This window comes from Elizabethkingia argenteiflava, from assembly GCF_009904105.1.
Classification (GTDB): domain Bacteria; phylum Bacteroidota; class Bacteroidia; order Flavobacteriales; family Weeksellaceae; genus Elizabethkingia; species Elizabethkingia argenteiflava.
Genome location: NZ_JAAABJ010000628.1, coordinates 1 through 26605, shown reverse-complemented (window position 1 = coordinate 26605; position 26605 = coordinate 1). Strand labels below are relative to the sequence as shown.

21 protein-coding genes and 9 pseudogenes are annotated in these 26605 nt (G+C 39.6%); 19 read left to right on the top strand and 11 right to left on the bottom strand.

Features of this window, described 5'->3' with window-relative positions; translation table 11 throughout:
• Together mobB and mobA are read right to left on the bottom strand one after the other, a co-directional pair.
• A pseudogene (mobB, locus tag GNY06_RS10950) lies at positions 1 to 1214 on the bottom strand (conjugal transfer protein MobB); the annotation flags it as partial.
• Positions 1215 to 1216: 2 nt separating this feature from the next.
• A pseudogene (gene mobA / locus GNY06_RS10945) lies at positions 1217 to 1644 on the bottom strand (conjugal transfer protein MobA).
• A gap of 717 nt (positions 1645 to 2361) precedes the next feature.
• On the opposite strand from mobA, the gene GNY06_RS10940 reads away from it, so the two are divergent.
• The 3 genes and pseudogenes from GNY06_RS10940 (at position 2362) to GNY06_RS10930 (ending at position 4210) form a co-directional block, all read left to right on the top strand.
• Positions 2362 to 3126, top strand: coding sequence for a ParA family protein (locus GNY06_RS10940; protein ID WP_166520095.1), 765 nt, complete (start codon positions 2362 to 2364; stop codon positions 3124 to 3126).
• A 139-nt stretch (positions 3127 to 3265) separates the two neighbouring features.
• A pseudogene (locus GNY06_RS10935) lies at positions 3266 to 3571 on the top strand (DUF3408 domain-containing protein); the annotation flags it as partial.
• A gap of 132 nt (positions 3572 to 3703) precedes the next feature.
• A complete protein-coding gene (locus GNY06_RS10930; RefSeq protein WP_449390399.1) occupies positions 3704 to 4210 on the top strand; it encodes a conjugal transfer protein TraD in 507 nt (168 codons plus the stop codon).
• A 10-nt stretch (positions 4211 to 4220) separates the two neighbouring features.
• On the opposite strand, the gene GNY06_RS10925 is transcribed toward GNY06_RS10930, so the two are convergent.
• From GNY06_RS10925 to GNY06_RS10910, 4 genes are read right to left on the bottom strand one after another with little or no spacing between them, the layout of a single operon-like run.
• Positions 4221 to 5045: a DUF6602 domain-containing protein gene (locus GNY06_RS10925; RefSeq protein ID WP_166520094.1), complete on the bottom strand. Its 825-nt coding sequence runs from the start codon at positions 5043 to 5045 to the stop codon at positions 4221 to 4223.
• Positions 5038 to 5502, bottom strand: coding sequence for a Mov34/MPN/PAD-1 family protein (locus GNY06_RS10920; protein ID WP_166520093.1), 465 nt, complete (start codon positions 5500 to 5502; stop codon positions 5038 to 5040). Before GNY06_RS10920 ends, GNY06_RS10925 begins: the two co-directional genes overlap by 8 nt.
• Positions 5499 to 7169 (bottom strand): ThiF family adenylyltransferase, encoded by a 1671-nt coding sequence (locus GNY06_RS10915; RefSeq protein WP_166520092.1) that lies wholly within the window; start codon positions 7167 to 7169, stop codon positions 5499 to 5501. The genes GNY06_RS10920 and GNY06_RS10915 overlap by 4 nt, the downstream gene beginning before the upstream one ends.
• 5 nt (positions 7170 to 7174) lie before the next feature.
• Positions 7175 to 8149: a nucleotidyltransferase gene (locus GNY06_RS10910; protein WP_166520091.1), complete on the bottom strand. Its 975-nt coding sequence runs from the start codon at positions 8147 to 8149 to the stop codon at positions 7175 to 7177.
• A gap of 259 nt (positions 8150 to 8408) precedes the next feature.
• Here GNY06_RS10910 and GNY06_RS10905 point away from each other — a divergent pair, with 259 nt between their 5' ends.
• Both GNY06_RS10905 and GNY06_RS10900 read left to right on the top strand, forming a co-directional pair.
• The gene (locus GNY06_RS10905; RefSeq protein WP_166520090.1) at positions 8409 to 9473 is read left to right on the top strand and encodes a helix-turn-helix domain-containing protein; all 1065 of its coding nucleotides are present in this window, start codon (positions 8409 to 8411) and stop codon (positions 9471 to 9473) included.
• A gap of 36 nt (positions 9474 to 9509) precedes the next feature.
• Complete coding sequence (locus GNY06_RS10900; RefSeq protein ID WP_166520089.1) at positions 9510 to 10022, top strand: PIN domain-containing protein; 513 nt, start codon at positions 9510 to 9512, stop codon at positions 10020 to 10022.
• 207 nt (positions 10023 to 10229) lie between these two features.
• On the opposite strand, the gene GNY06_RS10895 is transcribed toward GNY06_RS10900, so the two are convergent.
• The gene (locus tag GNY06_RS10895; protein ID WP_166520088.1) at positions 10230 to 12032 is read right to left on the bottom strand and encodes a UvrD-helicase domain-containing protein; all 1803 of its coding nucleotides are present in this window, start codon (positions 12030 to 12032) and stop codon (positions 10230 to 10232) included.
• 4 nt (positions 12033 to 12036) lie between these two features.
• Entirely contained in the window at positions 12037 to 14178 is a 2142-nt protein-coding gene (locus tag GNY06_RS10890) for an ATP-dependent nuclease (protein WP_166520087.1), read from the bottom strand.
• A gap of 192 nt (positions 14179 to 14370) precedes the next feature.
• Here GNY06_RS10890 and GNY06_RS10885 point away from each other — a divergent pair, with 192 nt between their 5' ends.
• The 12 genes and pseudogenes from GNY06_RS10885 to GNY06_RS10830 all read left to right on the top strand — a co-directional run bounded on the left by GNY06_RS10885 (position 14371) and on the right by GNY06_RS10830 (position 23008).
• Positions 14371 to 14676 carry a DUF4134 domain-containing protein gene (locus GNY06_RS10885; protein WP_166520086.1) on the top strand — a complete coding sequence of 102 codons (306 nt, stop codon included), beginning with the start codon at positions 14371 to 14373 and terminating at the stop codon, positions 14674 to 14676.
• Positions 14677 to 14687: 11 nt separating this feature from the next.
• Positions 14688 to 15020, top strand: coding sequence for a DUF4133 domain-containing protein (locus tag GNY06_RS10880; protein ID WP_166520085.1), 333 nt, complete (start codon positions 14688 to 14690; stop codon positions 15018 to 15020).
• A gap of 82 nt (positions 15021 to 15102) precedes the next feature.
• Complete coding sequence (locus tag GNY06_RS10875) at positions 15103 to 16791, top strand: TraG family conjugative transposon ATPase (RefSeq protein ID WP_394350842.1); 1689 nt, start codon at positions 15103 to 15105, stop codon at positions 16789 to 16791.
• Positions 16772 to 17332, top strand: a pseudogene (locus GNY06_RS10870) (DUF4141 domain-containing protein); the annotation flags it as partial. The gene GNY06_RS10875 and the pseudogene GNY06_RS10870, both read left to right, overlap by 20 nt.
• A gap of 3 nt (positions 17333 to 17335) precedes the next feature.
• Positions 17336 to 18335: pseudogene (gene traJ / locus GNY06_RS10865) on the top strand (conjugative transposon protein TraJ).
• A gap of 19 nt (positions 18336 to 18354) precedes the next feature.
• Positions 18355 to 18978 carry a conjugative transposon protein TraK gene (gene traK, locus GNY06_RS10860; protein ID WP_166520084.1) on the top strand — a complete coding sequence of 208 codons (624 nt, stop codon included), beginning with the start codon at positions 18355 to 18357 and terminating at the stop codon, positions 18976 to 18978.
• Positions 18979 to 18990: 12 nt separating this feature from the next.
• The gene (locus GNY06_RS10855; protein WP_166520083.1) at positions 18991 to 19419 is read left to right on the top strand and encodes a hypothetical protein; all 429 of its coding nucleotides are present in this window, start codon (positions 18991 to 18993) and stop codon (positions 19417 to 19419) included.
• An 18-nt stretch (positions 19420 to 19437) separates the two neighbouring features.
• A complete protein-coding gene (locus GNY06_RS10850; RefSeq protein WP_244614417.1) occupies positions 19438 to 19620 on the top strand; it encodes a hypothetical protein in 183 nt (60 codons plus the stop codon).
• A gap of 84 nt (positions 19621 to 19704) precedes the next feature.
• Positions 19705 to 21039, top strand: a pseudogene (traM, locus tag GNY06_RS10845) (conjugative transposon protein TraM).
• Positions 21040 to 21063: 24 nt separating this feature from the next.
• The gene (traN, locus tag GNY06_RS10840; protein ID WP_166520082.1) at positions 21064 to 21957 is read left to right on the top strand and encodes a conjugative transposon protein TraN; all 894 of its coding nucleotides are present in this window, start codon (positions 21064 to 21066) and stop codon (positions 21955 to 21957) included.
• Positions 21958 to 21983: 26 nt separating this feature from the next.
• Positions 21984 to 22544 (top strand): conjugal transfer protein TraO, encoded by a 561-nt coding sequence (locus GNY06_RS10835; protein WP_166520081.1) that lies wholly within the window; start codon positions 21984 to 21986, stop codon positions 22542 to 22544.
• 13 nt (positions 22545 to 22557) lie between these two features.
• Positions 22558 to 23008, top strand: a pseudogene (locus GNY06_RS10830) (DUF3872 domain-containing protein).
• Between the two features lie 614 nt (positions 23009 to 23622).
• Here GNY06_RS10830 and GNY06_RS10820 read toward each other — a convergent pair.
• Positions 23623 to 24045, bottom strand: a pseudogene (locus tag GNY06_RS10820) (Shedu anti-phage system protein SduA domain-containing protein); the annotation flags it as partial.
• Between the two features lie 39 nt (positions 24046 to 24084).
• On the opposite strand from GNY06_RS10820, the gene GNY06_RS14380 reads away from it, so the two are divergent.
• Both GNY06_RS14380 and GNY06_RS10815 read left to right on the top strand, forming a co-directional pair.
• Positions 24085 to 24213: a helix-turn-helix domain-containing protein gene (locus GNY06_RS14380; protein ID WP_449390400.1), complete on the top strand. Its 129-nt coding sequence runs from the start codon at positions 24085 to 24087 to the stop codon at positions 24211 to 24213.
• 287 nt (positions 24214 to 24500) lie between these two features.
• The gene (locus GNY06_RS10815) at positions 24501 to 24956 is read left to right on the top strand and encodes a response regulator transcription factor (protein WP_166520079.1); all 456 of its coding nucleotides are present in this window, start codon (positions 24501 to 24503) and stop codon (positions 24954 to 24956) included.
• A gap of 29 nt (positions 24957 to 24985) precedes the next feature.
• Here GNY06_RS10815 and GNY06_RS10810 read toward each other — a convergent pair whose 3' ends face one another.
• Both GNY06_RS10810 and GNY06_RS14375 read right to left on the bottom strand, forming a co-directional pair.
• The gene (locus GNY06_RS10810; protein WP_244614416.1) at positions 24986 to 25798 is read right to left on the bottom strand and encodes an ATP-grasp domain-containing protein; all 813 of its coding nucleotides are present in this window, start codon (positions 25796 to 25798) and stop codon (positions 24986 to 24988) included.
• A 496-nt stretch (positions 25799 to 26294) separates the two neighbouring features.
• Positions 26295 to 26605 (bottom strand): annotated as a pseudogene (locus GNY06_RS14375) (DUF932 domain-containing protein); the annotation flags it as partial.

Genomic DNA, 26605 nt, shown 5'->3' with positions numbered 1-26605 from the left:
CAGTTCCTCGTAATCTTCGCCTTGGGCTTCGGGCAATAAACCGCCTAATGCTTCAATCAAACCGTCTTCGTGCTTGTCAGTAGTTAAGAAGTCGAACAAATGGTGTGGTTCTTCCGCAGGAAGATCTGCATCATTTGATGTGGATAGCTTGGGTTGTAAAACGGCAGGTTCTTTAATATCCGGTTTGGTGTTATTATTCCAATAATCATTAAAGGTGTTGGCAGAAAGTTCTGTTGCCAAACGTGAGCCGCTCCATACCGCTTTGTAATTGTGGTCTATAAATGTGATACCATAAATACGTCCTGTATCATTCCGGCGCACTACTACGTTAATGCCCTGTTCCGCTAACTGCTTTTTAAAAGCCTGTCCATCACTTGTGGTTTTCAGAGCAATGGTAACGGCAGATTTTAAGGTCTGTTTGGTTGGGCTGTCTTTCAAGGCGGTTTTGCATTTCGCAAAATGCAATTCCAAAGCCGGAAGCCCTGCACTCTTTCCGAACAAAGATGTCTTGAACGGATGCCCAGCTCTTTCGCCTTTTTCATTTAACGGGATATACAGTAACCCCCGCTGCATCTTGCCATGCAATTCGCCTTCCACTTTTTCGGTGGTAACGTTGAAAAGGGAAAGTAGAGCATTGTATTTTCCCAACGTCTGGTACTGGTAGTAATTCGGCAGGTGGCCGACTACTGAAGCAATCTGGCTCTTTACATCGCCTACACGATAATCTACCGGACGGAAAATCTTTTCGTTCTGCTTATGCTCCTTATCCGTTGCAGGTATCAATCCGTGTTGCCGTTCAAGTTCACGGCACACATTCATAGACCGCATTTTCTCGAACTTATCTGAAATCTTTTTACCCCCACACAAACCGATACGATATGGATATGGCTGCGGTCAATATCGGTATGCTTGAATACCACAAAAGGTTGTTCCCCGTAGCCCATTTCCCGCATATACTGTTCTGCCATTTCCCGAAACTTGTCATCGCTAACTTTATCATTTGGGTCGGGATTGAGCGAAATATGCAACGTGTGCTTTTCGGTATTGCGGTTGGCTATTAGGTGAGGAGCAAAAGATTGGGCCAATTGTGCAACGGAATAATGCCCGTTAGTGGTTTCAATTATCCTATTGGTAAACAAAATCTGCCCATTTTCATGCTCCATTTTGAGCTGATTGTACGCCAATGCTTCATACAAATTAATTTTCGCTATCATTTCTAAGGCTGTTTTTTCAGGTGCTTCGCTTCAAACTCTTCCGTTAGCTGGATGATTTTTTGGCATAGCATCGCCATTTCAGCCGTCTGTTTTTCGAATTTGTACAGGAATGCTGCGGCTTTTTTCTCGGAGAAATGCTTGTGCAGCAGTTTTACAATCTGGTTATAATTCACGCCTACGGAGCGAAATTGACTGTGAAACGAAGTCAGTCGCATATAAAAATCAACTGTTCCTTTGTCAATCTTAACTGATTTCTGAACAGCAGGTAAATGATAAACTTTGCTTTATTGGGCATTCCTGATGCTTCAAAAAGCGATAATAACCTGGTATTTTTTTCATCTGTCAGACGAAAAGCGTGACGGTGGATACTTGGATCACTTTTAGGTGTCCGTCCACCTTTATGCTGTTTTTTGTTATTGTTCTCATTCATCACAAATCCATTTTAATCCACACAAAAACCCTGACTTCGGAAGGTGTTTTCTGCCCCTGCAAAGGGCAAGTTGTTTTGGGGCACGAACTCGGTTTCGAGTGCCTCAAAACACAACTTGCCGTGTTCCGGTGAACACAAAAATCCGCCCTGCGGGACGGATTATAGGTAGCAGGGAAAAACGGCTTGAAGCCGTCCTGTTTAGTGTCCATTTTTTCAAGATGCTTTTGCATAAACCTGTTAATAAAAATAATTTTACAAAGTAAGTCTCTCTTAAACAGAGTATTGGTATGCGATAGCCGGACAAACACTGCCTTTGAATGCCAAACACTGCCACGATAATAAAAGCACCTATATATGTGCATTCCTTTGTACCTGTGAACCGATATAAGGGTGTAGATAGATATGCAGGTAATAACGTAAATACGCAATTACACATACAGAGAAATACAATTGTGCAGATGTAGCGAAGTACACACGGGAGTACCTGATTATGTGGTTAAGCACATAAATATTTAAGCACCTAAATAAGCAGGTTGGTTGGTAAAAACCTGCATACCGATATAGATGCGTATTCGGGTATATAGACAGTTGGCTACACACTTGCTTACCTGACTATTTCTGTACAGAGATATGAATGTAGGTGCAGTGCTAAGTAGCTAACTGCGGAGATACGAACATAAGTAAATGGATATATAAATAATTAAAAATATTAGCAATATGCATGCAAAACACAAAACAGTATTTATCGCCTTTTCATCCCAAAAAGGTGGTGTCGGTAAAAGCACCTTTACAACGCTTGTTGCAAGTACGATGCACTATCGGTTGGGCTACAATGTAGCCGTATTCGATGCGGATTTTCCGCAACACAGCCTGATGAAAATGAAGACCAGGGACCTGGCAATGGTAATGGAAAACGAGGCTTTGAAAAAGCTGGCGTACAAACAGTTTACCACCATCAACAAAAAAGCCTATCCCATAATGCAACACAGAGCCGATAACGTATTGGATGCGGCACACGAATTTGTAAACGCTTCTTTTGTGCCGGTCGATGTGGTATTCTTTGACCTGCCCGGAACCGTTAATACGCCAGGCATTCTGAAAGCATTGGCAGGAATGCACCACATTTTTACACCTATTACCGCTGACCGTGTAGTAATGGAGAGTACGCTCATTTTTACACAACTTTTGCAGGACGTGATTATGAAAAAAGGGGAAACTGTCATCCAAACAATTAACCTGTTTTGCAATCAGGTTGATGGAAGGGAAAGCACCCCCTTATATAACGTGTATAATCAGCTTATTGAACAATTGGGATTAAGCCTGATGCAGAGCCAAATCAAGAACAGTACAAGGTTTTGCAAAGAAAGCGAGGCGGATAGCAAAACCGTTTTCCGTTCTACCGTGATGCCTCCCGATGAACGTCTGATGAAAGCCTGCCAGTTAGACCTGTTCATAGATGAATTTTTAAAAATCCTTCAATAGTAGCCTTATGGCGAAAGATAATAAAAGAAAAGCCACGCCCGACATCAATGAAGAGCTGATGATGAACCTGATGGTTGATGGCGTAAAGAAAGAGGGCTTGCAGCTTCCACCTGAGCTATCCTAAGAACCGCAAAAGGAAGAGATTAAAACTAATGAGTTACCAAAAGAAAAACCAACCGTTAAAGAAAAAAGCAGGGCGAAAAAGATAAGTGATGCCGACTATGAAAGTATCTTTTTCAGAAGGCCGGACACCAATGCCCGTGATGGGAAGACGGTTTATATACGACCCTATTTTCACGAAAAATTATCACGCATTGTACAAGTGATAGGCGAAGATAAAATAACCATTTACGGTTATTTAGACAATTTACTTGATTACCATTTTCAGGAATTTGGAGAGCAGATTACCAAGAGTTTCAATGACAAATACAAACCTATTTTATAAGCTATGGAAACAGTAATTGTAGTATGCCTCCTGATTGTAATTGCCCTGCTTTTGCAGGATAAGATTGTCATTCATAAAAAGTCGTAGCAAAAACCGAAGCAGCAGAAAATTAACCCGAAACTGCCCGATATTATGGGACAGCCCAAGCCGGTGAGAAGCCTTTCAGTGCCAAACACTGCCAATGAACGCCAAATCGAGGAAGTAGAGATAAACCCTTATAATTTAGACATCGAATACGACGAGAACGAAGAAGTCAATATTCAGATTCCGCAGGAAGAACTGGACGAAGTTTTCAACGATAGGCCTGATTTGGAAGAAGAGCAAGAAGAATGGAACAGGTACGGAATATCCGGTGGCGATGACAGTCTTGCCCAGGGGGTTACCTACGACGAACTAAGCTCCGTAGGGGCATTGCTCCAAAAAGAAAATTTGGAACAGGCTCAAAAGGAAACAGCGGTAGCCATAGTTCAAAAATTACAGGTAACTGAGTTATTCAGCCTGCTGGAAAATTCCATTGAGGGTGCTTCCCGAAAAATTGCCGAGCTTTTGGATAGCACACTTTCGGCTGAAACGGACAACAGTTCTTCCACCTTGCGGAAAAGTGATTTGGGTGATTTTGACATTGGGAAGTTTGTGTGAGTTTAAGAAATTATATTTGCTCGTCAACCTCTTCTCCAATATTTTTCAAGTAAGCGTTTAGATTTATGGCAGGGATTGTACCTATAGCCTGCTGTAAATATCGTGTTAGCTGCATAAAGAAAGTTACAAATGAATGGTCAGCCTCGCTAAATTTCATCTTATTAAACTTCCGATTAGCATAAAATTTCAAATAGGCATCCTGTCCACCTATTGTAATTTCTTCATTAGGGTTATAATCAATATAAAAACTACCATAATCAGCAATACAACCCAAATCAATACTTTGGAGATTATCTAATGCTTTGATATGCTTTTCAATCGTATCATTATTCTTATGAGTGAAACCGTTAGTGCTGCAAAGAATTCCACCTACTATTTTTGTTAGGGGACGGGGAGTAAATTTTGTACCTCCGTTAATAAAGCTTGCAGCCTCTCTTTTTAGCACTCTTACGCTTTCAATTTTTTCTCCCGCATATTCTATATAGGTTTTTTCTCCAACATTACCTTGTATATCAGGTTTTACTTCAAAAACTGCATATACTCCTTCTGCCGGAACATAGTAAAATCCATTTTGATTAAAGATAAAAGGAGTAAACCAATTATCATATATAACGATATCCATTTGTTGGCTTGTATTGCCTTCGTGGTCTATTACTATTGCTTTATCAACGCAATATCTGTTTGGTAAATATTTTCGCAACCATTCAATCCAAGCATTTTCTATTGCGTCGCCTTTAGAACCTGGATGGTCAATAAATTCTCTATTTGTATTTAGTTGGGCAGACATCTGGCGCTGCAAACCATTGAATAATTGTTTTAAATCCACTTTAGTCATATTTATATAATTTGTTTTCAAACCATACGTAAAATCCAAAATCTTCTGTTGTTTGTGAATAACCTATTATCAATAAAACTGGATTTGGGATGCAAGTATTTTTGTTGTTTATAATTGTGTTTATTGCGGAAATATCTGTTGTGCTTGGAATAGGACTACTATCAGGATGGGTATGCCATTCTCCGACATAAACCTTTCTTGGATTTCCTGAATAAAATTCTGTAAATTCTTTTTCTACTCCTTTTGTACTTCGTTCAAAAGAATATTTTGATGCTTGATATTTCTTAGGAAGTATTGTATCTGTAATATGCAAGCACTGGTTGTCTTCGGAATAATATCCCATCAAAAAACCACCAAATTCCTTCGGATAATGAGCTTTCCCACTTTCCAAAAGTTTATTCAGCAGTTCATCTTCAGCTTTAAGGCTTAGCCCTATTTTTTCTATTCTTAAAATCAAAATTCCTTAATATTAATGTTGAAACCATTTGTTTCATCCGTATCAATGACAAAATTTCTTAGTGTCTTTTTTTGCTCGAACTTTAAGTTTATCTGCTTTATCGCTGTCTGCACAAGAACATTTATATCATTATATGAGGCTTTAAACGTCGGGCTCCAACAGCCTGTAGGATTATGCAAATCGTCAACATCAAACTCTAATATATTCCCAGCAAATTGAGAGATGATGAAATCATATCTGTTTTGTTCCGCAGCACACACTAAATGTTTGGCGTGATTTGATATTGAAATATTTAAGAGTGTTGACTTTATTTGTAGCTGACTTAGCACATATAGCAAATCATTGTCGGCCGAGCAATCAATTATAATATCATACTCTTCAAGATGTTTTTCCATTTCAGCTTTAAGATCCCTATCTGCTAAATGTGATTTAATGAAAAAATCGAAGGCTTCTGAATAGTCATATCCACCATTAATAGGCTCAAAGAAGGGAGAAATTAAAAACAATTCGTTTATCAAATCATTGGTCTTATTTGTAATGCCTGTAAAGAAAGAATATTCTGACCTGCAAACATTTTCCGGTTCTTTTACATCAAACTCTATAAAACCTAATCTGCGACAACCACATCTTATCAATGTTTTGGCTAATATGCTTCCAACGGCTCCGACTCCAATAATCAATATTTTACTTTCAGTTATTCGCTCACTTAGTTTTCCTCTTCCAAAAAAGTACTTATAAGAACAGTTTCGGGTCATAGCCCAATGGATGAACCTATCTTCTTCAATCTTTGTAAGCCATTGCTTGTCTATTTTTTCGCCGTAGATAGGAAACTTACCAATCTCAAGTATAATGGCCTGCCAATGAATTTCTGTTTCAGAAATATTGTATCCTACAAATAAAGGAAGCGTTTTCCCTTTCTCTTTTGCCAGTCTTTCTTCAACATTGTGTAGAAATTTTAAAAAATCCTGGGGTAATGTAGTCTCAAAGTCTTTCCAATCATTAAAAACCCATCGTTGATTTTTACTTGGTGCATCTTTTAAGAAGACGAATAATGCGGTGCTTTGCGGCAGGTTTTTAAGTTGAAAATTCCAATCTATATCTACTATTTTTTTCCTGTCCTTATCTAAGAAAGATTGGAAAATACTACTTTGAATATTCTCTTTGTGAAAAACTCCATTGTTCATTATTGAATAATCAACAAAGCCAAATTGGTTTTTATGAAAAGTATAATCTACTTCATTGAAGAAGTAGGCAAAATGATTTTCCTTGAATGCTTTTTGTGGTACAATTAAATGTTCATAATGAGTATCTGAATCTTTGTTGATATAATATTTCTTAATCCAAGCCTTTACAGATTCAATATCATATATCAGTTTTTGGGACAAAACAGGAGTATGTGCGATATGAATGCAGATGGCTCCATTCTGCATGATGTGTTTGTATTCTATTAAATCATCATTAGAAAACTTAATGGTTTCAGTCTCGTGGCTTTTAAACGGATATTGAGGATGGATAGTAACATTGAATTCTAATGGCTGCTCCAAACCGTCAGCAAAAACCGTAATACATCCCTCAATGTCAATTTTGCTTTGCTCAAATAGCTTTACAATTTTCACATCGGGGATGCTTTTTATCACTGTATTAATTTCATTTACTCTTTGGCTCATTATAATTATCCAAAATTTAGTTTCGGTGGAGGGACTGGCATACCGCTGTTGGTTCCATATTGGTTAGTTTTGGACTCTTCCTTTTTAAACTTTGAATTTTCAGGAAAATACGTTTTCAAATTTTCGTCATTATCCCTAATCCTGTCAAGCATATTTTTCATATCATCCGATAGCTGTTGTTTTTCGTACGAGGTTAAAGTGTCGGCCAAATCATTAGAGCTATTACCTGGGTCTTTTAGTGTAAAGCTGTCCTTGGTTACGTTATCCCTAATATATTCTAAGACAGTTTCAAGTTTCTCCCAAATACTTCCGGTTATGGTTTTGTTATCAAATGCTTTAATAGTAATGAGTTCCAAAAAGAATGATTTTGTAGGATAATTATATTTAGTGTTTTTCCAAACTTTCAAAAGGCGTATAATTTTTCTTATTGAATCTTTTTCATCCGTAGCTCTGGTCTTAATGTTATTGATTTGAGCTTTGACATTAGTTTTAATACGTTCGCTTCCTGCATCGATATTCCCGTACTTGTAATACACATACAAGTTCAAATTTTCACTTTCCTCGTATTGGTCTTGAGATAACTCTCGTCCTGGGACAACATCAATCTTAATTACGTCTCCATCACTATCTGCATAAAACTCCAGCCCAATTGAAACCTTTTGTTTTTTAACCTCGGCAACATCTTTGTATTTCTCGTAAAGGAAATCATAGACATCTTCATACATTTCTTTTAATGTTCCGTTGGAGCCAAAAGCATTACGTTTGAATGGAGATACCAAATCGAAATCGAATTTTGTGTTAATAGCGGTATTCTTGGCATACGAACCGGAGTTAAACGGAGAGTAAATGTCGCTTCCGTATTTGTCTTCCAAGGCTTCTTTAACCTCATTTTTCTTTTTGACGTATTTATCAAAAAGTGTTACTTCTTTCGTTATTTGATGCGTCGAAATAACCGAATCTAAATGTTTGTTTTTATCCATTTTGTAATATTTAAAAAGTTACAGATGCACCTATAGGCATCCAAATGCAAAGTTACAAAATGTATTCCAAATAATAAACCTGTCAATCAAATATGTCAACCAGTTAGTTTTTACTTATTTTATGACATAATGTCTTGTTTTAACGCGTTTATCGTATGTGAACTTTTCTCATAGTTACAACTGACGGTTACAATATGCCATAATACTATTGCATTTGTCAACTAAAACAATTACCTTTGCGGTACAAAATCAATATACAATGGAAACAAAAGCAATATTTGCGGAAAGATTTAAGTCAGCCCGTCTTATGAATGGTTTCTCATTGCAGGATTTGGCTGACGCTTTAGGTGGTACTTTATCACGTCAGGCGTTGCATCGTTACGAAAAAGGAGAAGTCATTCCTGATGCAGAAAAAATCAATATGCTAAGCAAAGCACTTAATATAAGTCCTGATTACTTTTTCAGAACTACTAAAGTTGAATTTAGCGATATCGAATACAGAAAGCTAAGCAGAATGCCACAAAAAGATGTGGCAGTTATCAATGAAACTACTAAAGAATATCTTTCACGCTACTTAGAATTAGAAGAAATTATCGGACTTCCTCATAGTTTTGATAATCCTCTAAAAGATTTTGGAAAGGTTACTACTTATGAACAGGTAAATAAAGCTGCTGAACTGTTACGAAAGGAATGGTCTTTAGGTACTGGACCAATATTCAATATCGTTGAACTTTTGGAAGATAAGAATATTAAAGTTGTAAAGTTAAATGTGGACGAAGATTTCGATGGCTTACAGACTTTTGTTAATAAAACCATACCTGTTGTAGCTTATAATGAAAGAAAGGCTAATAAGGCTGATAGAATACGTTTTACTTTGCTTCACGAGTTAGCACATCTGCTTTTAGTTTTGGGCGATGTAACTGAAAAACAGAAAGAAACTTTGTGCCATCAGTTCGCAGGAGCAATGCTACTTCCTGAAGAAGCTATTAAAGCAGAATTAGGTAACCACCGTACAAAGCTATCGACTTTAGAACTGGGTAATATCAAAAAACAATATGGTATTTCAATGCAAGCCATTGTGATGAGAGCAAAGGTTTGTGGTATTATCAATGACAATTATACCAAACAGTTCTTCTTTTTAATTAGACAACAAAATTGGAAAGTAGATGAACCTGTAGAATATCAAGGAATTGAAGAGAGCAACCGCTTCGAACAATTATTATTTAGAGCTTTGATTGAAGACCAGATTTCAATGTCAAAAGCCGCTTCATTGTCTAATCAATCTTTGGCTGAATTTAAAAAACAGCATCAACCGATGTTTTAGTATTGATTCCCAAAATGCCAAATAACTGTCAGGAGAATGAAATTAAAAATAGCTGTTACAGATGCTTGTATTTTTATAGACCTTTATGATTTAGGTCTTGTCAATGAATTTTTCCAACTTGAAATAGAAATACATACTACGACTTCAGTTTATTTTGAATTATATTCTGAACAGCAACAAATTTTAAAAGCCTATCAATCCGTTGATAGGCTTATTGTTCATAATCTCAAAGAGGAAGATTTTCTTCAAATTCAGTCAGAACTCTATCCTAAATCTTTATCTGAAACTGACAAATCAGTTTTACACGTTGCCAATAAATTAGATGCTTGTGTTTTGAGTAGCGACAAAACTGTTCGTAATTGTGCCAAAAATAAAGACATCGAATATCACGGTATGATTTGGATATTTGATAAGCTTGTAGAAGCAAATATTCTCTCAAAAAAACAGGCTGCATTAAAGCTTGAAGAACTCGTAGCAACCAATTTTATATTTCAGAATAATCAGCCCTTAGTTGCAGAGATTGAAAAGAGATTAAGGCTTTGGTCTTAGAATTAAATGAGATATTTTCAGCACAATGTAGTGATTTTATTTAAAAAGAAACTGTAAAAGCCTATGATCTATCTATACAGAACGGAATGCTATCAATTACGACTATTACAGGATATAATTTTTTAAGGGATATTGCTCTCTTTTTCAATAAGCCAATAGTTAATGCAATGCCTGGATAATTAAGGTGCTTAAAGATAAACTCAACATTCACTTAGTTGAATACTTAAAATCGTATTCAATTAAGTGGGAAGTCGGCGGTTTCCCCTCCGGTGCATAATACCAATGTACATTTCTTTTCTTTTCTGAAATTAAGTGCAAATTTTTTCTTGCCCTTGAAGCTAAAACATACAACAACTTTTTAGAGTTTTCGACACCATTACTATCATTGAAATGAGGTACATATCCATCCAATAAACCAAAACCAATTACGGTGTCGTATTCCTCACCTTTTGTACCGTGAATGGTAGAAACTGTAATACCGTCCCTTTGTCTGAATACTTTTTTAAAGTTCTCGATTTCATCAATAAACGGATTGCCTTCTTCTATCAGCCTTTGAATCCTACTTTCAGAACTGGCAAAAAATGAATTGAAGTGTTCATCCAGTAAGGGGAAGTTGGTCACTGTAATTTCGAGGTATTCGCAGATTTGAGTAAAGAACAATCTTAAATAAGCTAACCCATCGGTTTCGATGATCTCAAAAGAATTGCAAATTTTGAGGAACTCTTTGTTTGTTATGCTGGAGACATCAACCCCGGCCGAATCCAATTCACTTAATATTTCCTTAGCCCATCTCAAACGTCTAACGTACATATGAGGGGACGGTTCAGTCAATGCAATTCTTGAAACCTTAAACCAAAAATTATCGATATCCCTTGAAAATGGTGCCATTCCTGGTCCGTCAAAGCTGAAATCAGGAAGGCGTATCATCAATTTTCTTGTAATACTTGCGATATGTACCCATTGTGGAGCAGTGATGCAAATTTCATTGGGATTAATTCCCAAATCTTCAACGTTAAGAAGTATTAATTGGGCTAACTCTTCAATTAACTCATCTACAGAAATTCCGGAATTAAAAGTGATTAAGCTGGGATAATTCTTATCACTACCGACCGCAACAATTGGGGTTTCAAAAGTTTTGTAATAATCAAAATATTCAATTATGGCAGATGATGATCTGTAATTTTTATCAAGACTTAAAGGCACTAACGGGAAACCCAGCAACTTCTCAAGTTCATCTTTTGCCATTGGATATCCACCTAAAGAATCATAGATAGACTGGTTAGGATCACCTACGATAAGTGTCTTTGAAGCGCCCTTATTTGCTGCCAAAATTTTAGAGATGATATGGTACTGTATCTCCTTGGTGTCTTGATACTCGTCAATTAGGATAAATGGGAACAATTTGCATAGAATACTTGCAATAATTGGCTTTGTATTAATCAATTCATAGGCGTAGAATAAGATTTGTTCAAAATCAATTTGTCTGTTTTTTTCGAGGATATCGAAATATTTCTCGAGGATTTTTTCTAAGGAGCTGTGCTTTTGTGTATCGAGACAAGTCAGATAAAACGTATCTGTTTTGGCAAGAATACCACAATCATAATATGTTATCTTTTCTTTTTTATACGGTGCACACAACGCGGTTAAAATTTTTTCAGAATCAAATGAATTGATCACTTTGAATCCCTTCTTTAATCTTTGGGAATATAAATGGTAAGGTTTTAGAATCCACTCGAGACAAAAGGAATGAATAGTGCCTATCCATAACTGTGTGGTATCTACGCCCAGTAGTTCAACCCGCTCTTTAATCTCATCCGAGGCACTGTTGGTATAAGTTATTGCGATCACAAATTCTCTATCAGACTTTAATCTGCTTAGTTCATAAGCTATTTTATAAGTTAACGTCCTAGTTTTACCGCTACCCGGACAAGCGACAAGCAATACACTATTGTCTTGAAGAATTGCATTTCGTTGTTCCTCGTTTATACTATCTTTTTCCCAAACGAACATATCACTACTTCAATTTATTAATTAGCGTCATAACTTGGTCGTTGGGAATAACGAGCTTGAAATCGAATGCCAAATCTTCCAATTTTATTTCTTCACTTCTATACCTCAAAAGTTTTTTCCTACAATCAGTAAAATCCAATGTACTGTCATCTTCTAAACACTTTTTAATTCGGTAGTCGATTATATCTGCTACAATATTTGGGGAATAGGTATCCCTTGCGAAAAAGATAGCATCTAGAATATATTTTGGTATTATAGTCTTATGGAAAATGTGTTTGCCTAACATAATGGCGAACCAACCTTTTCCTTCCTGCTTTGCCATCGTGAGTACACGTTTTCCATATATCGAAACGTCATTTTCTTCAAGGTCTGTCAAAGATTGATCCCTTGTAGGCTGGTCTATATAAACTTGATCTATTATTTGTATGACTTCCAAAGCATTTCCTTCAGTGACAAAGTCAACTTCGAAAGTATGTTTTGCATAAAATGCTTTGACCCAAGGATTGCCTATCTCAAAGGCGTCTAATACGGTTTTTCTTTCTAAACCTTTTTTTCGCGAACCGGCAACTCTCTTCTTATACTTTTGCAGGACATCATTGTCACCAGGTTGTACCGTAGTATCGCAAATGGCGTCATCCAGATCTGTAAGTATGGCGCATTTTCTTTTTATTCTATCCTGGTGAAATAACTGGGCAACGTTCTCAAATCCCGTACTTCTAATATTTATCAAACTTATTCCAAGTTCATCGAGACTGACACCCAGCACCTTCTTAACCATTATCGGAATCAAAATTTCTTCTGCATCGCCTTCAACCAAAATTACGCCCTTGGCAAAAAGCAAATTCGTCCGTACAGCGTCCAAATAGCGCTGAATTTGATTTATGCTTTCTGCATTCAATCCCATTGACGGCTGGTAAACTTCAGCATAATTTAATTTTTTCGCTAGGATATTTATATTCTCTACGTTGCTCACCTCGGAGATTTGCGTAGAATGAGTTGAATAAATAATCTGGGTGTCGCCATAGTCCAACTTATCAAATAAAGTTTTCTGTATGTGGTTATGGATATGGGCCTCAGGCTCTTCAATGATCAAGAAATTGGCAAAAGTATCCTTTGATTTACGATACTTAAACTCCAAAAGCTTCAGGGTTAAAAAAATAAGATTTGCTCCACCTAAACTTAATTCGTGTATGCCACCTTCATATTCTTCGCCCGGCTCACCGATAAACAATTTTAATGATTGGAGCAATTTTTCCGCTTCATCAGGTACACTGGATTTTATTGACAAGGATGACGGAGAATAAGTTAGCCCAACAGCATCTTGTATTGTGGATCTTATATCTAATCTGATATTCTGTACATCAGGAAGGGCCTCGATGCTTTGATTCAAATCGTTTACCAGATCGCTTATAGGTTTGTACTCTGCTTCATTAATCTCACCACTTTTATTCTTCAAAAGTCCGAGCAATGGATTCGTTCTGTTGTTATGAAAATCACTGACAACATCTCGCAGGGCTTGAATGAAAGTAAACGAAATTTCTTTTGCCACAGAAAGCTGATGTGGAATTTTAGATCCAAATTTTGAGGCATCAATAGCAGGGGGAAAAATCACATTTTCAAAGTCACCGACAAGTTCCTTATATACGACTGGATCGCTAAAATCAGCAGTACTTTTACCTGTGAAAAAGGTTTCATAATTATCGAGCACAGTAATTTCATTGAGCAAGGTCTGAAGTCCGACCAAATCTCCTTCCGCCAATTCTGATAGCTGCTGCCTTATATCTGCCTTTGGACGAAAAAAAAGGTTGTAGGTAGCTTTTTTAACGTAGTTCTCTTCTGCAACACCAGCTCCGTGAATAAACAAGGATTGAATTGCCTCCTCATCATTTAGTTCATCAAATTCGATACTGATTATGATCCAATGTCCTTTCCACCTTCCTTTATCTAAAGTTCTATTGAAATCACCTTCAGTGAGTTTATAGGCATATGGTAAAGAAACATCTTCCAATAGCAATCTTATAGCTTTGAATACATTGGTTTTTCCAGAACCGTTTTCTCCTATGATGGTATTTATCCCTTTGTTGAAGTAGAAATTTGCATTCGCAAAGTTTCTATAATTGATGAGGCTAACTTTAGATATATGCATTAAAAATAAGGTTTACTATTTGTAACTTCTTAAATGTACTAATATAACAAATTTCTTTGGTGTGACCGCCACACAAAGTCAAACAATTCCTCTGACTGCCAATTTGTTAGATCGCCTCATTTTCCGAAACACTTTTGTACCGAAAGCTCGCAAGGTGCGGGATAAACAGTAACAAAGAAATGTGTTTCAATTATGGAAAAACAAAGAAAAAAAGTGCTTCTGGCAGCGGTGGCAATGCTGTCAGGAATTGGTGCGTTCGCACAGGGAAACGGTTCGGAAGGAATCAACGAAGCTACCCAAATGCTAACCTCTTATTTCGATCCCGCCACTCAGCTCATCTACGCCATCGGTGCCGTAGTGGGGCTAATCGGAGGGGTTAAGGTGTACAACAAATTCAGTTCCGGCGACCCCGACACGAGTAAGACTGCGGCCTCGTGGTTTGGTGCGTGTATCTTCCTGATTGTTGCCGCTACCATCCTGCGCTCATTCTTCCTTTAATCCCGTGCCTTATGAATAGTTACAATATTAACAAAGGCGTTGGGCGTACAGTTGAGTTCAAAGGGCTGAAAGCTCAATACCTGTTCATTTTCGCAGGTGGGCTGCTCGGTACGCTCATTTTCGTGATGATACTGTATATGGCAGGCGTAAACTCTTACATCTGCCTTTTCCTCGAAGCGGGCGGCGCTTCGCTCATTGTATGGCAAACCTTTTCGCTGAACCGGAAGTACGGCGAACACGGGTTGATGAAAATTGCAGCTAATAAAAGGCATCCCGGCTACATCATCTGCCGCAAGCCTGTACACCGCTATTTAAAATTCACACCTAAACAGAACGCCGTATGAGACCATCTGGAGCATACCAAAAAAACAGAAATTAAATATGCTCCAGATAGCTTCATAACCATTAAAAAAATAATAGGTCCTAATGAAAAATGTAGCAAAGACCACCACACTGGAGAGCAAGTTTCCGCTACTGGCAGTAGAAAACAATTGCATCCTTTCCAAAGAAGCGAACATCACCGCCTGTTTTGAAGTGCGTCTGCCGGAATTTTTTGCGGTAGCTTCTGCGGAGTACGAAGCCATACACTCCGCTTGGCATAAAGCGATTAAAACCCTGCCTGATTTTACGGTCATTCACAAACAGGACTGGTACATCAAGGAAAGTTATGCACCTGATTTGGCAATTGAAGACCAGAGCTTTTTATCGAAGTCTTATCAACGCCATTTCAATGAGCGACCTTTCCTGAACCACTATTGCTATCTGTTCCTGACGAAGACCACTAAGGAAAGAATGCGGATGCAGAGCAACTTCAGTTCGCTTTGCAAAGGCACACTGATACCAAAGGAAATCAGGAACAAGGAAACGATACATCGCTTTATGGAAGCAGTGGCGCAGTTTGAGCGCATCGTTAACGATAGCGGTTTTGTACTGCGATGTTTGACCGAAGAGGACATTATCGGAACGGACGATACGCAGGGATTACTGGAACAGTACCTCACGTTATCGAGGCCAGCCGCAACACCAATGCAGGACATCGCACTCGGAAACGAAGAAGTACACATCGGCAACAAAAGGTTAAGCCTGCATACACTTTCAGACACGGACGACCTGCCGGGAACGGTATCGGCTAATACCCGTTTTGAAAAACTGTCCACCGACCGTAGCGACTGCCGTCTGTCATTCGCCGCACCTGTGGGCTTACTGTTAAGCTGCAACCACATCTACAATCAGTACATTTTTTTGGATAACAGCGAAGACAACCTGCAAAAGTTTGAGAAGTCCGCAAGGAATATGCACTCACTGGCAAGGTACAGCCGTGCCAACCAAATCAACAAAGAGTGGATAGAAAAGTACCTTAACGAAGCGCACAGCTTCGGGCTTTCCTCTGTCCGTGCGCACTTCAACATTATGGCGTGGTCGGAAGACCCTGCGGAACTGAAACAGTTAAAGAACGATTGCGGTAGTGCGTTGGCACTGATGGAGTGTAAGCCTCGGCATAACACGACGGACGTAGCCACTTTGTATTGGGCAGGAATGCCGAGCAATGCGGGAGACTTCCCCAGTGAGGAAAGTTTTTACACGTTCATTGAGCCTGCGCTGTGCTTCTTTACCGAAGAAACCAACTACCAAAATTCGCCCTCGCCGTTCGGTATCAAGATGGCTGACAGGCTTACAGGAAAACCTATCCAATTGGATATTTCCGACCTGCCTATGAAACGGGGTATCATCACGAACCGGAACAAGTTTATACTTGGTCCATCGGGAAGTGGTAAATCGTTCTTCACTAACCATATGGTAAGGCAGTATTACGAGCAGGGCGCACACGTCCTGTTGGTAGATATGGGTAACTCTTATCAGGGCTTATGCGAACTCATCAAAGGAAAGACCAAAAGCGAAGACGGTGTTTACTTCACTTACACCGAAGACAACCCGATTGCCTTTAACCCTTTCTATACCGATGATGGCGTATTCGACATTGAGAAGCGGGAAAGTATCAAGACTTTGATACTGACCTTATGGGAACGTGATGATGAGCCGCCAACCCGTTCTGAAGAAGTTGCCCTTTCCAATGCGGTAAGCGGTTATATCGAGCGTAGTAACCGATCCGGCTAATTTGGCTTCGGGCATTATCAACTCTGCAAACGAAATCGTGCAGACTTCTTCCACCGTGAGCAACGTGGTAAAAAACTTCAACGAAGTGAAGAAAGTGTACGACCAAGGCAAGGAATATTACGACAAGCTGAAAGCTATCAACAACCTGGTGAAAGATGCCGGTAAAGTGCAGCAAACGGTATTGTTGGTAGGCGATGTGTCCGAAATGTATGTGCAGAATTTCGGCAAGATGATGAACGACCCAAATTTCACACCGCAGGAACTGACCGCTATAGGCAACGGTTATTCTGCACTGCTCAATGAAAGTACCGAACTGCTGAAAGAGTTGAAGCAGATTATAACTGCCACAGACCTTTCGCTGAATGACAAGGAGCGTATGGATGTGATTGACCGTGTGTACAAATAAGTTAAGGATTACCATAGCCTTGTACGCTATTACACCAACAAGAACATTTCTGTAAGCTACCTAAGAGCGAAAAAGAAAAACAATGCCCAAAGAGTGCTTGAACTCTACGGTACTGCTAACCAAAAATACTGGTAAACTATGGAATGGGATAATCTTCACGAACTCCTGCGGTCGCTTTACGATGATATGATGCCACTTGCAGGCGATATGGCGGCAGTTGCTAAGGGTTTGGCGGGATTGGGAGCGTTGTTCTATGTGGCATTAAAGGTTTGGCAGGCTTTAAGCCGTGCCGAACCTATTGATATGTTCCCTTTGCTCCGTCCATTCGCTTTAGGGCTTTGTATAATGTTCTTCCCAACCATCGTATTGGGAACCATCAATGCAGTGCTAAGTCCGGTAGTGGTGGGAACCCACTAAATACTGGAAGACCAGGTGCTTGACCTGAACAAGCTGCAACAGCAAAAAGACCAGTTGGAATACGAGGCGATGGTCAGAAACCCCGAAACCGCCTATATGGTATCAGACGAAGAGTTTGATAAGAAACTAACTGGACGAACTGGGATGGTCGCTCTCCGACATTGGAACAATGGCGGGTATGTATATGGACAGGCAAGCCTACAAGATAGAGAAAGCCATCAAAGATTGGTTTCGCAATCTACTGGAAATACTCTTTCAGGCAGCTGCTTTGGTCATTGATACCATACGAACGTTTTTCCTGATTGTCCTATCCATATTCGGACCAATAGCCTTTGCTATTTCCGTATGGGATGGCTTTCAGACCACGCTCACGCAATGGCTCACGAGGTACGTCAGTGTTTACCTATGGCTTCCCGTTTCGGATTTGTTCAGCTCAATGTTGGCAAGAATACAATCCCTCATTTTAGAAAGGGATATAGCAATGCTTGCCGACCCGACCTATATACCTGATACGAGCAATACCGTGTACATCATCTTTATGATTATCGGCATCATCGGGTACTTCACTATCCCGACAGTATCAGGTTGGGTAATCCAAGCCGGAGGCGCAGGAAACTTTACCCGCAATGTAAACTCAACAGCAATGAAAGTCGGAAATATCGCTGGAGCAGGCGCAGGTTCTACAGTTGGAAACATCGGCGGTAAACTGATGAATAAATAAACATTAATCATTCTAAAAAATGGAATTTAAAACGCTAAGAAATATCGAAAACAGCTTTAGGCAGATAAGATTATATGCCATTGTGTTTGCGGTTCTCTGCATCAGCGTGGTAGGTTACGCCGTATGGCGTTCCTACCGCTTTGCAGAAGAACAACGCCAAAAAATCTATGTACTGGATAATGGCAAATCCCTGATGCTTGCCTTATCGCAGGATGCGAGCATCAACCGCCCTGTTGAAGCAAGGGAACACGTCAGGAGATTTCATGAACTGTTCTTTACGCTTGCCCCCGACAAGAACGCTATTGAAAGTAATATGAGCAGGGCGTTCAATCTTGCCGATAAAAGTGCTTTTGATTACTACAAAGACTTGTCGGAAAAGGGCTATTACAGCCGTATCATTTCGGGGAACGTGCAGCAACGCATTGAAGTGGATAGTGTCGTGTGCAGCTTCGACAACTACCCGTATGCGGTTCGCACCTATGCCAAACAGTACATCATCCGGTCAAGCAACGTAACCAGGCGAAACCTGATTACTTCCTGCTATCTCGTCAACTCCGTTCGTTCCGACAACAATCCGCAGGGCTTCAATATTGAAAAATTTGCAGTTGTGGAAAATAAGGATATAGAGGTTATCGAACGCTAAAAAAACAATCTTATGGAAGCATTATCAGATTTAAACACGTTCGCAAAAATCCTTACCGACAAAGGATATAACGGGTATTTCCATACGCAGGGAGCGTATGCAGGAAAGCTGAAAGACAGTATCAGCGAATACCTCGAAAGTTGCCAAAAAGGTGCAGACACTTTGCCTAAGCAGGACTTACTGCTGACAGGCTACCTGCAATGGTCGGGCGATGACAAACCCCGTGTAGAATGCAGTAGGTGGGTAAAGTACCTGAACGGCAAATTCTCATTGAGCCGTATGGAGGTAGCCAAGAAAGACGGTTTTGGGCAACTGCTCAAAAAATCGGAACTGGCAAACCTGTCCGTAATGTCCGCACCCAAATTAACGGAAGCGGTCGCACTGGTCAACGAGGCGCCGAAGCAACAGGCGGGTAAAAGTCCTAAGCGTTTCAAGCTGTAACACAAAAATAGTAAGGCTATGAAAAAATTAAGAGCAAATATGGACAGGTACTTTGACAAGCTGGACGACCGTTGGCGGGCGTTGCCCTTGCGCAAACAGCACCAATATACGCTGTACTTCCTTGTGGGTTATCTGCTGCTTACGGTAGCGGTCATTGGCAAAGTGATGTACGATACAAGTCCGGTAACGGTATGGTCATAGAGCATATCGAAAACCCTGTCCTCAAAAGTAAAAACCCTGCAAGGTTGCAGGATAGTGTATCAACAATTTTAAAAAATCAGATTTATGAAAGAAAATGAGAACAAAAAATCGGTTGTTCGGGTAACGGAGGGGAACCCGAAAGAAACCGCTGATCTGCTGCAAGACGGCACACAGAACAAAGCCGACAAGCTCAAAAAGCCATTCATATTCCTTTTGATAGGTGTGATATTTCTCGGCTGTATGTACCTTATATTTAAACCGTCGAAAGACAAAAAGGCGGTCGAAAATATCGGGCTTAACGATGCCGTACCGCAGGCTACTGGGGCAGGAATGCCCGATGATAAAAGCAAGGCGTATGAGCAGTAAATGCTCGAACGCAAAGAGCAGGAAAAGCGCAATGCGCTAACCACGCTTTCTGATTATTGGAATACGGAAGACAGTGCATCTGCTGACAATGAAGATAGTTTACCTGAAGAAGACGAAAGCAACGGCTTGGGCGGTGGTGGCAAAAATTCGGGACGAAACGGAAATTCGGCATTGAACAGCTACCGCAATGCGCAAAGTACATTGGGTTCATTCTATCAGGACAACAATTCTGAAACAATGGAACTCTGTAAGCAGGTGGACGAATTGAAAACAAAGTTGTCGGAAAAAGATGTGCCACCTGTGGCCACCGTTGACGACCAACTCAAATTAATGGAGAAATCCTATGAAATGGCTGCAAAGTATCTGCCGCAAAATGCCAATACCGGAAATGCTGCTCCTGCCAACGGTGCAACTACGGGTGCTAATCAAAAAGAGCAGTTTGTATCGTTCACACCAACAAGAAAGAACATTGTATCAGCCTTATACCGTGAACCGTCGGACAGTGTCTTTGCAGCCAATTGGAGCCAAACAAAAAAACGTGGGTTTTATACCTCAGGTTCTACTGAAGAGGTGGTACAGCCTAAAAATAGTATCAAAGCCTGAGTACACGAAGCCCAAACGGTAGTGGGCGAAACGGGTGTGCGCTTGCGCCTGTTAGAGCCTGCTAAAACGCCGCAACGTACCATTCTCAAAGGAACGATTGTAACGGCTAATGCAAAATTTCAGAATGGCAGGCTGCAATTAAAAGTTACCTCCGTAGAACTGGAGGGCAACATCATCCCGGTAGATATAACCATTTACGATTTGGACGGTCAGCAAGGCTTGTACGTTCCTTACTCGCCTGAAATGAACGCCGTTAACGAAATGGCGGGCAATATGAGCCAAACAGGAGGAACAAGCGTAATGCTTACGCAGAATGCCGGACAACAGGTTGCTGCTGATTTAAGCCGTGGCGTGGTGCAAGGTATTTCGGGCTATTTCGCCAAAAAAGTAAGAACGCCAAAGGTTACGCTGAAAGCGGGTTATCAGGTCTTCCTTGTATCTAAAAAATAATGTTCAACTCAAATAAATAAAACAATGAAAAATCATTTAAAAACCTTTTGGGCATTTGCCCTGATACTCGGCTTTGCCGTAACATCTTATGCACAGGACACCATCAGAACGCCGCTTGTCCTGGGCAAGATAGAGCCGTACCGTATGGAAGTGACTTACGATAAAACTTCGCACCTGATTTTCCCGATTGCTATTCGTTACGTGGATTTAGGCAGTGAATACCTGATAGCAGGTAAGGCTGAAGATGCGGAAAACGTGCTGCGTGTAAAAGCATCTGTAAGGGACTTTGAGCCGGAAACCAATTTCTCCGTTATCACGAATGATGGGCGTTTTTACAGCTTCAACGTGTATTACAGTTCCTACCCGGAGGCATTGAGCTACGACCTGCTCACAATGCAAAAAGCGGTGGATAAAGCCAACGGTAACGATGTGCTTTTTGAGGAACTGGGCAACAATTCGCCATCACTGGCAGGCTTGTTATTGGAAACCATTTGCAAGAAAGACAAGCGAATTGTAAAACATATCGGGGCTAAGAGCTTCGGCATTCAGTTTATCCTGAAAGGGATTTACATACACAACGACAAATACTATTTCCATACGGAATTGAGAAACCATACCAATGTGCCTTTCGAGATTGATTTTATCAATTTCAAAGTCGTGGAGAAAAAGGTAGCCAAACGCACCGTAGTACAGGAACGTCCTTTAACCCCTTTGAGAACTTACAAGCCACTGGACGGGATTGGTGGAAAATCGACCGAACAAAACGTATTTCTTTTAGACCAGTTTACCATTGCCGATGACAAGGTGCTGCTGATTGAGATTTTTGAGAAAAACAGTGGCAGGCATCAGACATTGCAGGTCGAAAATTCGGATTTAATCAAAGCCCGTTTGATTGACGATATGCATCTGAAATTTTAACAACCCTTTAAAGCAATAGCAAAAAAATGAAAAAGTATATCTATATCGTGATGCTTGTTTTAATGGGTATCACAACGACACAGGCGCAACGAATGCTGCCTAAACAGAAAGGATTGGAAATAAGTGCAGGTGTACTGTCCGATGATAAGATTGGCAATGATTACTACATCAGCGCGGCAATGACTGTAAACGGAAAGAACGGTAACTATCAGCTTTGGGCGTTGGAATATACGCACCAGTACCACGAGTATAAAGACCTCCACATACCGCAGGAAACCTATTCCGCAGAGGGCGGTTACAGCTTCTTTTTGTTGGGCGATGCCCGAAAAAATATCACGCTGAATTTTGGGATTACGGGCGTGGTCGGTTACGAAAGCATCAACCGGGGCGAAGCAATGTTGTATGACGGAGCTAAAATTTTGAGCGAGGACAATTTCATTTACGGGGCTGGTGGCCGGCTCACTTTTGAAATCTACCTGTCAGACCGCTTTGTACTCGTATTGCAAGGGCATACAAAAATGCTCTGGGGTACAGACCTCGAACAGTTCCGACCGTCCGCAGGTGTGGGATTAAGGTTTAACTTTTAAAACGTAAAATACGATGATAGCAATATTCAATAAATTCAGAACAGGGCTACTGCCATTATATGTATTCCTGACAATCCTCACTGCTTCGGTTACGTTGGTATCTTGCAGCAAAGATGATGAACTGGAAATACAGAACAATTTTTCCTTTCGAGGTCAATGTAATGCCAGTGCCTAAAGATGTTGCCAACGGGCAGACCGTAGAAATACGCATTACCATACAGCGTACAGGCAATTACAGCAACACGAAGTATTTTCTCCGCTACTTCCAGTTTGATGGTCAGGGAACGTTGCAATACTACAATGAACCGCCGTATCTGCCCAATGACCTGTACCAATTACCAACGGAGCAGTTCAGGTTGTATTACACTTCAACGTCTGCCGTATCGCAGTCCTTTGACGTTTGGATTTCAGACAGCTTCGTGAATGAAAAGCAAATAACCTTTCAGTTTAATAGCAGCGATTAGTTAATCGTGTTTACAAAATAACGGCTTATCGAAGGGTAAACTATTTTGATTTACAGTATTTTGCATCGGAAAACGGTAAAGGTTCATCATATTTTTTTAAATTTATCGTCATCAAAAATTAAAAACTAAATTTTATGGTAGCATCATTGGTAATAGGTATCATATTTTTGGTTTTAGGTTTAGCACTTCGTTATTGGATAAACCGAAGGAAGTTTTATAGGCGCAGTCCTATGGGAGTGGAAGGTTTCTCATCTTATGAAAGTTCGGTTCTCATTAAATTGATTGAGAAGGTGGGTAAGTGGATAGCTTACGCACTGATAATCTTTGGTCTGTTGTCCCTGTGGGTGTATTCCCTTGAGAAAAAGGAGAGACAGCAGCCTGAAGTAACAACTGAAAACCTGTAAAACCGTGGTGACTATGATATACAAGTGTAATGCAAATCGGATATCTTGGATGTCAGCTTTTTTTATATATAGTAAAAAGGTTTTTTTAATATGTATGGTCAAAATTCTTTATAAGCATCAATTATTACCGTCAATTTTTATAGTATCTAATAGATTTTTTAGTCTTTCCAGTAATTCGTCATAAAGTACAAATTCAATATCTTTTAAACTTTATCTTAAATTTTTAAAGTGGTTTCGCTTTTTTTCTGTATATAATTGTTTTGTATGTCCAATTACGGTTATCGCTCGAGGATTAATGATATTGACTTCTAATCCTTGTTCTGTTTCGGTTTCAGTTTCATCCTTTATAGCTTTAGCATAACTTAATGCGTTCTCTTTAGATTTTTGAAGATAATCCGAAACTTGTGAAATGACCATTGAAACATCTTTGCTCCAATACCAAGTTTTATGACTGCTATAGTACTGAATTAGGTCTGTTCCGCTTTTTTTAAGCTCATAAAAATCAATATAACCGTAAATATCTACCAAAACTAAGTCTGGATATTTAGTAATTCCGGTAGCAACATTTTTATAATTTATCTTGTGTACATATCTGCTGTCAAAAAGGGTTATGTATTCGTCAAAAAACTTTTGCCATTCACTTTCGGCAGGATTTTCAGAGAGTAGCTTTTTATTAGCAAGCGGACTTTACAGCAGTACTGTGATGATAATATTCTGCCGTATATACAAATAGACGGTAAGATTATTTACAAGGAAAGCGACATTCTGACTATACTGGAGCAAAATTATATTTCACATTAAAGCAGACTGACTGTGAGCTTTTCCGTCATATTTGCTGTAAAAAAGGAATGGTTTTAGTATCTTTGCTACTGAAAATATAGAAAATACTTAAAGTGTTTTTGCTTTAAGTCCCACATTGAAAACTGGTAATTTTTAGACAACGGGACAGATAAGTAAGAACGCTTACGTCAAAGGCGTGGGCGCTCGCTTATTCGTTGTCGGGTATACCAGTACCTCAATGTGCGGTAAGTGTAGTTGCGTGCGCTCTTTTTTTGTGCAGGGCTATGTTAACTAAAAAAGGTATTAATATGGAAACTGGTACAGCAAAAAAAAAACTTACCCTTGGTTTTATCAATGATAAAAGTCCGATTGCAGATATTATTTGCAATGACCTTACTAATTTAGGATTTGAGATACTATACCGTTCGGAATATATTGACGACGGAATAACTCAATTATCTGCATTGAAATCGCTTCCCGAAGTCTGTATTATCGACCTCGATTTTTACAACAAGAATGTATTGGCAGAACTTCGGAAACTACATACAAAATACCCAAGCATAAAACTGATTGCTTTCAGCGAAAAAGACAGTGAACAAGCTGTAAAACCTCTTTTGGAGATTGGTTTTGCAGGCTATCTGCTCATTGGTAGTGATGCTGACGATTTTAAAAAAGCCATTGAAGAAGTATCTAATGGCGGAAAATATTTTAGTGCAGGGGTAGCGAAAATTATACAAGAGTATTTTGGCAGGAAAAGCCTTTAACATGATTTTCTTTCACAAACCCAACTTGTTTATTTTTGCCAATATTGATAAAGCATATTGAGGACAAGGGCATCAAAATCCCAACCGATTTTGCGGGCTGCCAATGCGGTCAAGCTGTCTTGGTCTTGACGGTGCGGACGCGAAGCTCCGGTCATATTCGGTTTCATATTCAGGTCGAATAAGAAATATTTGACATCAGCATTTGAACGGCAATCAATCCGAATGGGAGCTTTGGCGTAAACCAGCCGGGCGGCTGTTTCGCAATCTCTGCATAACTGCTGAACGATTTCAGATTTCAGCCTTTCGTCGCTCAGCACTTCACTGTTGTTGATTACGGCAACCGTTCCATTATATGGAGCAATACCGTTTTCGTGGTTAAACCTTTTTACAGGAGGTAATGACCAATAATTTTCTTTAAGGACGGATTGATGATTGATGATATACTCTCCTGGAGGCATTACCGTAATGGTGACTTCCTCGCCCGAAAGAAATTCTTCTACGTACAGTACGTTTCCGTAATCGTTGGAAGCGAACATATCTTTGAGAATTCTTGTAAGTTCTTCCTGTGTGCGTACAAAGGAAACTCCCTGACTTCCCCTGCCTCTGACCGGTTTAGCAACAACGGAAAAAGGAAAAGTAAGTTTAAAGTGATTTACATTCTCATCAGTAATGATAATGGATTTAGGGATGGGTAAATGCTGTTTGCTTAACAATTCGTTGGTTACGAGCTTATCGTCAAACACATCTACATTTTGAGGTATTTGCCCGACTACCGCAATTCCGTTATCTATAAATGTTTCGACAGGGTGTCCTTCATAAAGAACCGTATTTAGCCAAATCAAATTTGCACCTTTTTCAATCGCTCGTTGTATGCCTTCGATTGTATCAGGAAAAACCCAATCATAATCGTTTTCGATTTGCGGATTATCGACAGGTGTTATAATGTCGATATGCTGTCGTTGCAAGGAATAGGCAATATCTGCTCCGCTGTCTGAATACCCTCCAGGCTTCATTGGTTTGATAATTCCGTTTCGGTCGGGTGGTATTTGAGATTGATATATAATCGCTACTTTTTTGTTAAATGTCATTTTATGAAGAAAATTAATCCATACTCCTATACAACAAATTTACCAATTTTATAAAAACTGGTTCAATCAAGTGACGTTATTTTGCTTCTTTTCCTTGGTCACTGTGTGGAAAGAAAAGAAGTCATTACCCATTATAACAAATGGGATAATGAATATCCCACGCAAAACTCCCAATTTAATAGCTGTGCTATCTGTTCGATTGCTTTCCAGTTGGTAGGCGACCACCTTTGCAGGCAGTCGCCTTTAATGATTAATTGAAGTTGAAAATCTCTGCTCCTGAATAGGCAAAGTCTGTACACAGTTCAAAGGCTTTTTGGCTCTTTAGCTTTGCCGTACCACCTATTACAATAGATTGTAGTTTCGCTTCGCCGTCTCTGTAATTGCGTACATTCTGAAAGTAGCCTGTAACAGCGTTGTAAGCCCCGAATCATGTACCTTTGGTAGTCGCCATTTGTTGGGTGTCGCTTATCATAGCGTATTCAAAGGCATCATCTACGGTGTTTTTGAACACGGTGGAAACTTCATCTTCCGCACCTTTTTTGAGCAGGTTAAGCGTTTCTT

Bases quoted from the DNA above. Each gene is read 5' to 3' on its own strand.
- GNY06_RS10875 (WP_394350842.1), top strand. From the start codon at position 15,103: ATGAAAAATGTAGCAAAGACCACCACACTGGAGAGCAAGTTTCCGCTA.
- GNY06_RS10880 (WP_166520085.1), top strand. From the start codon at position 14,688: ATGAATAGTTACAATATTAACAAAGGCGTTGGGCGTACAGTTGAGTTC.
- GNY06_RS10925 (WP_166520094.1), bottom strand. From the start codon at position 5,045: ATGACTAAAGTGGATTTAAAACAATTATTCAATGGTTTGCAGCGCCAG.
- GNY06_RS10855 (WP_166520083.1), top strand. From the start codon at position 18,991: ATGGAAGCATTATCAGATTTAAACACGTTCGCAAAAATCCTTACCGAC.
- GNY06_RS10850 (WP_244614417.1), top strand. From the start codon at position 19,438: ATGAAAAAATTAAGAGCAAATATGGACAGGTACTTTGACAAGCTGGAC.
- traN (WP_166520082.1), top strand. From the start codon at position 21,064: ATGAAAAATCATTTAAAAACCTTTTGGGCATTTGCCCTGATACTCGGC.
- GNY06_RS10895 (WP_166520088.1), bottom strand. From the start codon at position 12,032: ATGTTCGTTTGGGAAAAAGATAGTATAAACGAGGAACAACGAAATGCA.
- GNY06_RS10885 (WP_166520086.1), top strand. From the start codon at position 14,371: ATGGAAAAACAAAGAAAAAAAGTGCTTCTGGCAGCGGTGGCAATGCTG.
- GNY06_RS10900 (WP_166520089.1), top strand. From the start codon at position 9,510: ATGAAATTAAAAATAGCTGTTACAGATGCTTGTATTTTTATAGACCTT.
- traK (WP_166520084.1), top strand. From the start codon at position 18,355: ATGGAATTTAAAACGCTAAGAAATATCGAAAACAGCTTTAGGCAGATA.
- GNY06_RS10835 (WP_166520081.1), top strand. From the start codon at position 21,984: ATGAAAAAGTATATCTATATCGTGATGCTTGTTTTAATGGGTATCACA.
- GNY06_RS10940 (WP_166520095.1), top strand. From the start codon at position 2,362: ATGCATGCAAAACACAAAACAGTATTTATCGCCTTTTCATCCCAAAAA.
- GNY06_RS10905 (WP_166520090.1), top strand. From the start codon at position 8,409: ATGGAAACAAAAGCAATATTTGCGGAAAGATTTAAGTCAGCCCGTCTT.
- GNY06_RS10915 (WP_166520092.1), bottom strand. From the start codon at position 7,169: ATGAGCCAAAGAGTAAATGAAATTAATACAGTGATAAAAAGCATCCCC.
- GNY06_RS10890 (WP_166520087.1), bottom strand. From the start codon at position 14,178: ATGCATATATCTAAAGTTAGCCTCATCAATTATAGAAACTTTGCGAAT.
- GNY06_RS10815 (WP_166520079.1), top strand. From the start codon at position 24,501: ATGGAAACTGGTACAGCAAAAAAAAAACTTACCCTTGGTTTTATCAAT.
- GNY06_RS10930 (WP_449390399.1), top strand. From the start codon at position 3,704: ATGGGACAGCCCAAGCCGGTGAGAAGCCTTTCAGTGCCAAACACTGCC.
- GNY06_RS10910 (WP_166520091.1), bottom strand. From the start codon at position 8,149: ATGGATAAAAACAAACATTTAGATTCGGTTATTTCGACGCATCAAATA.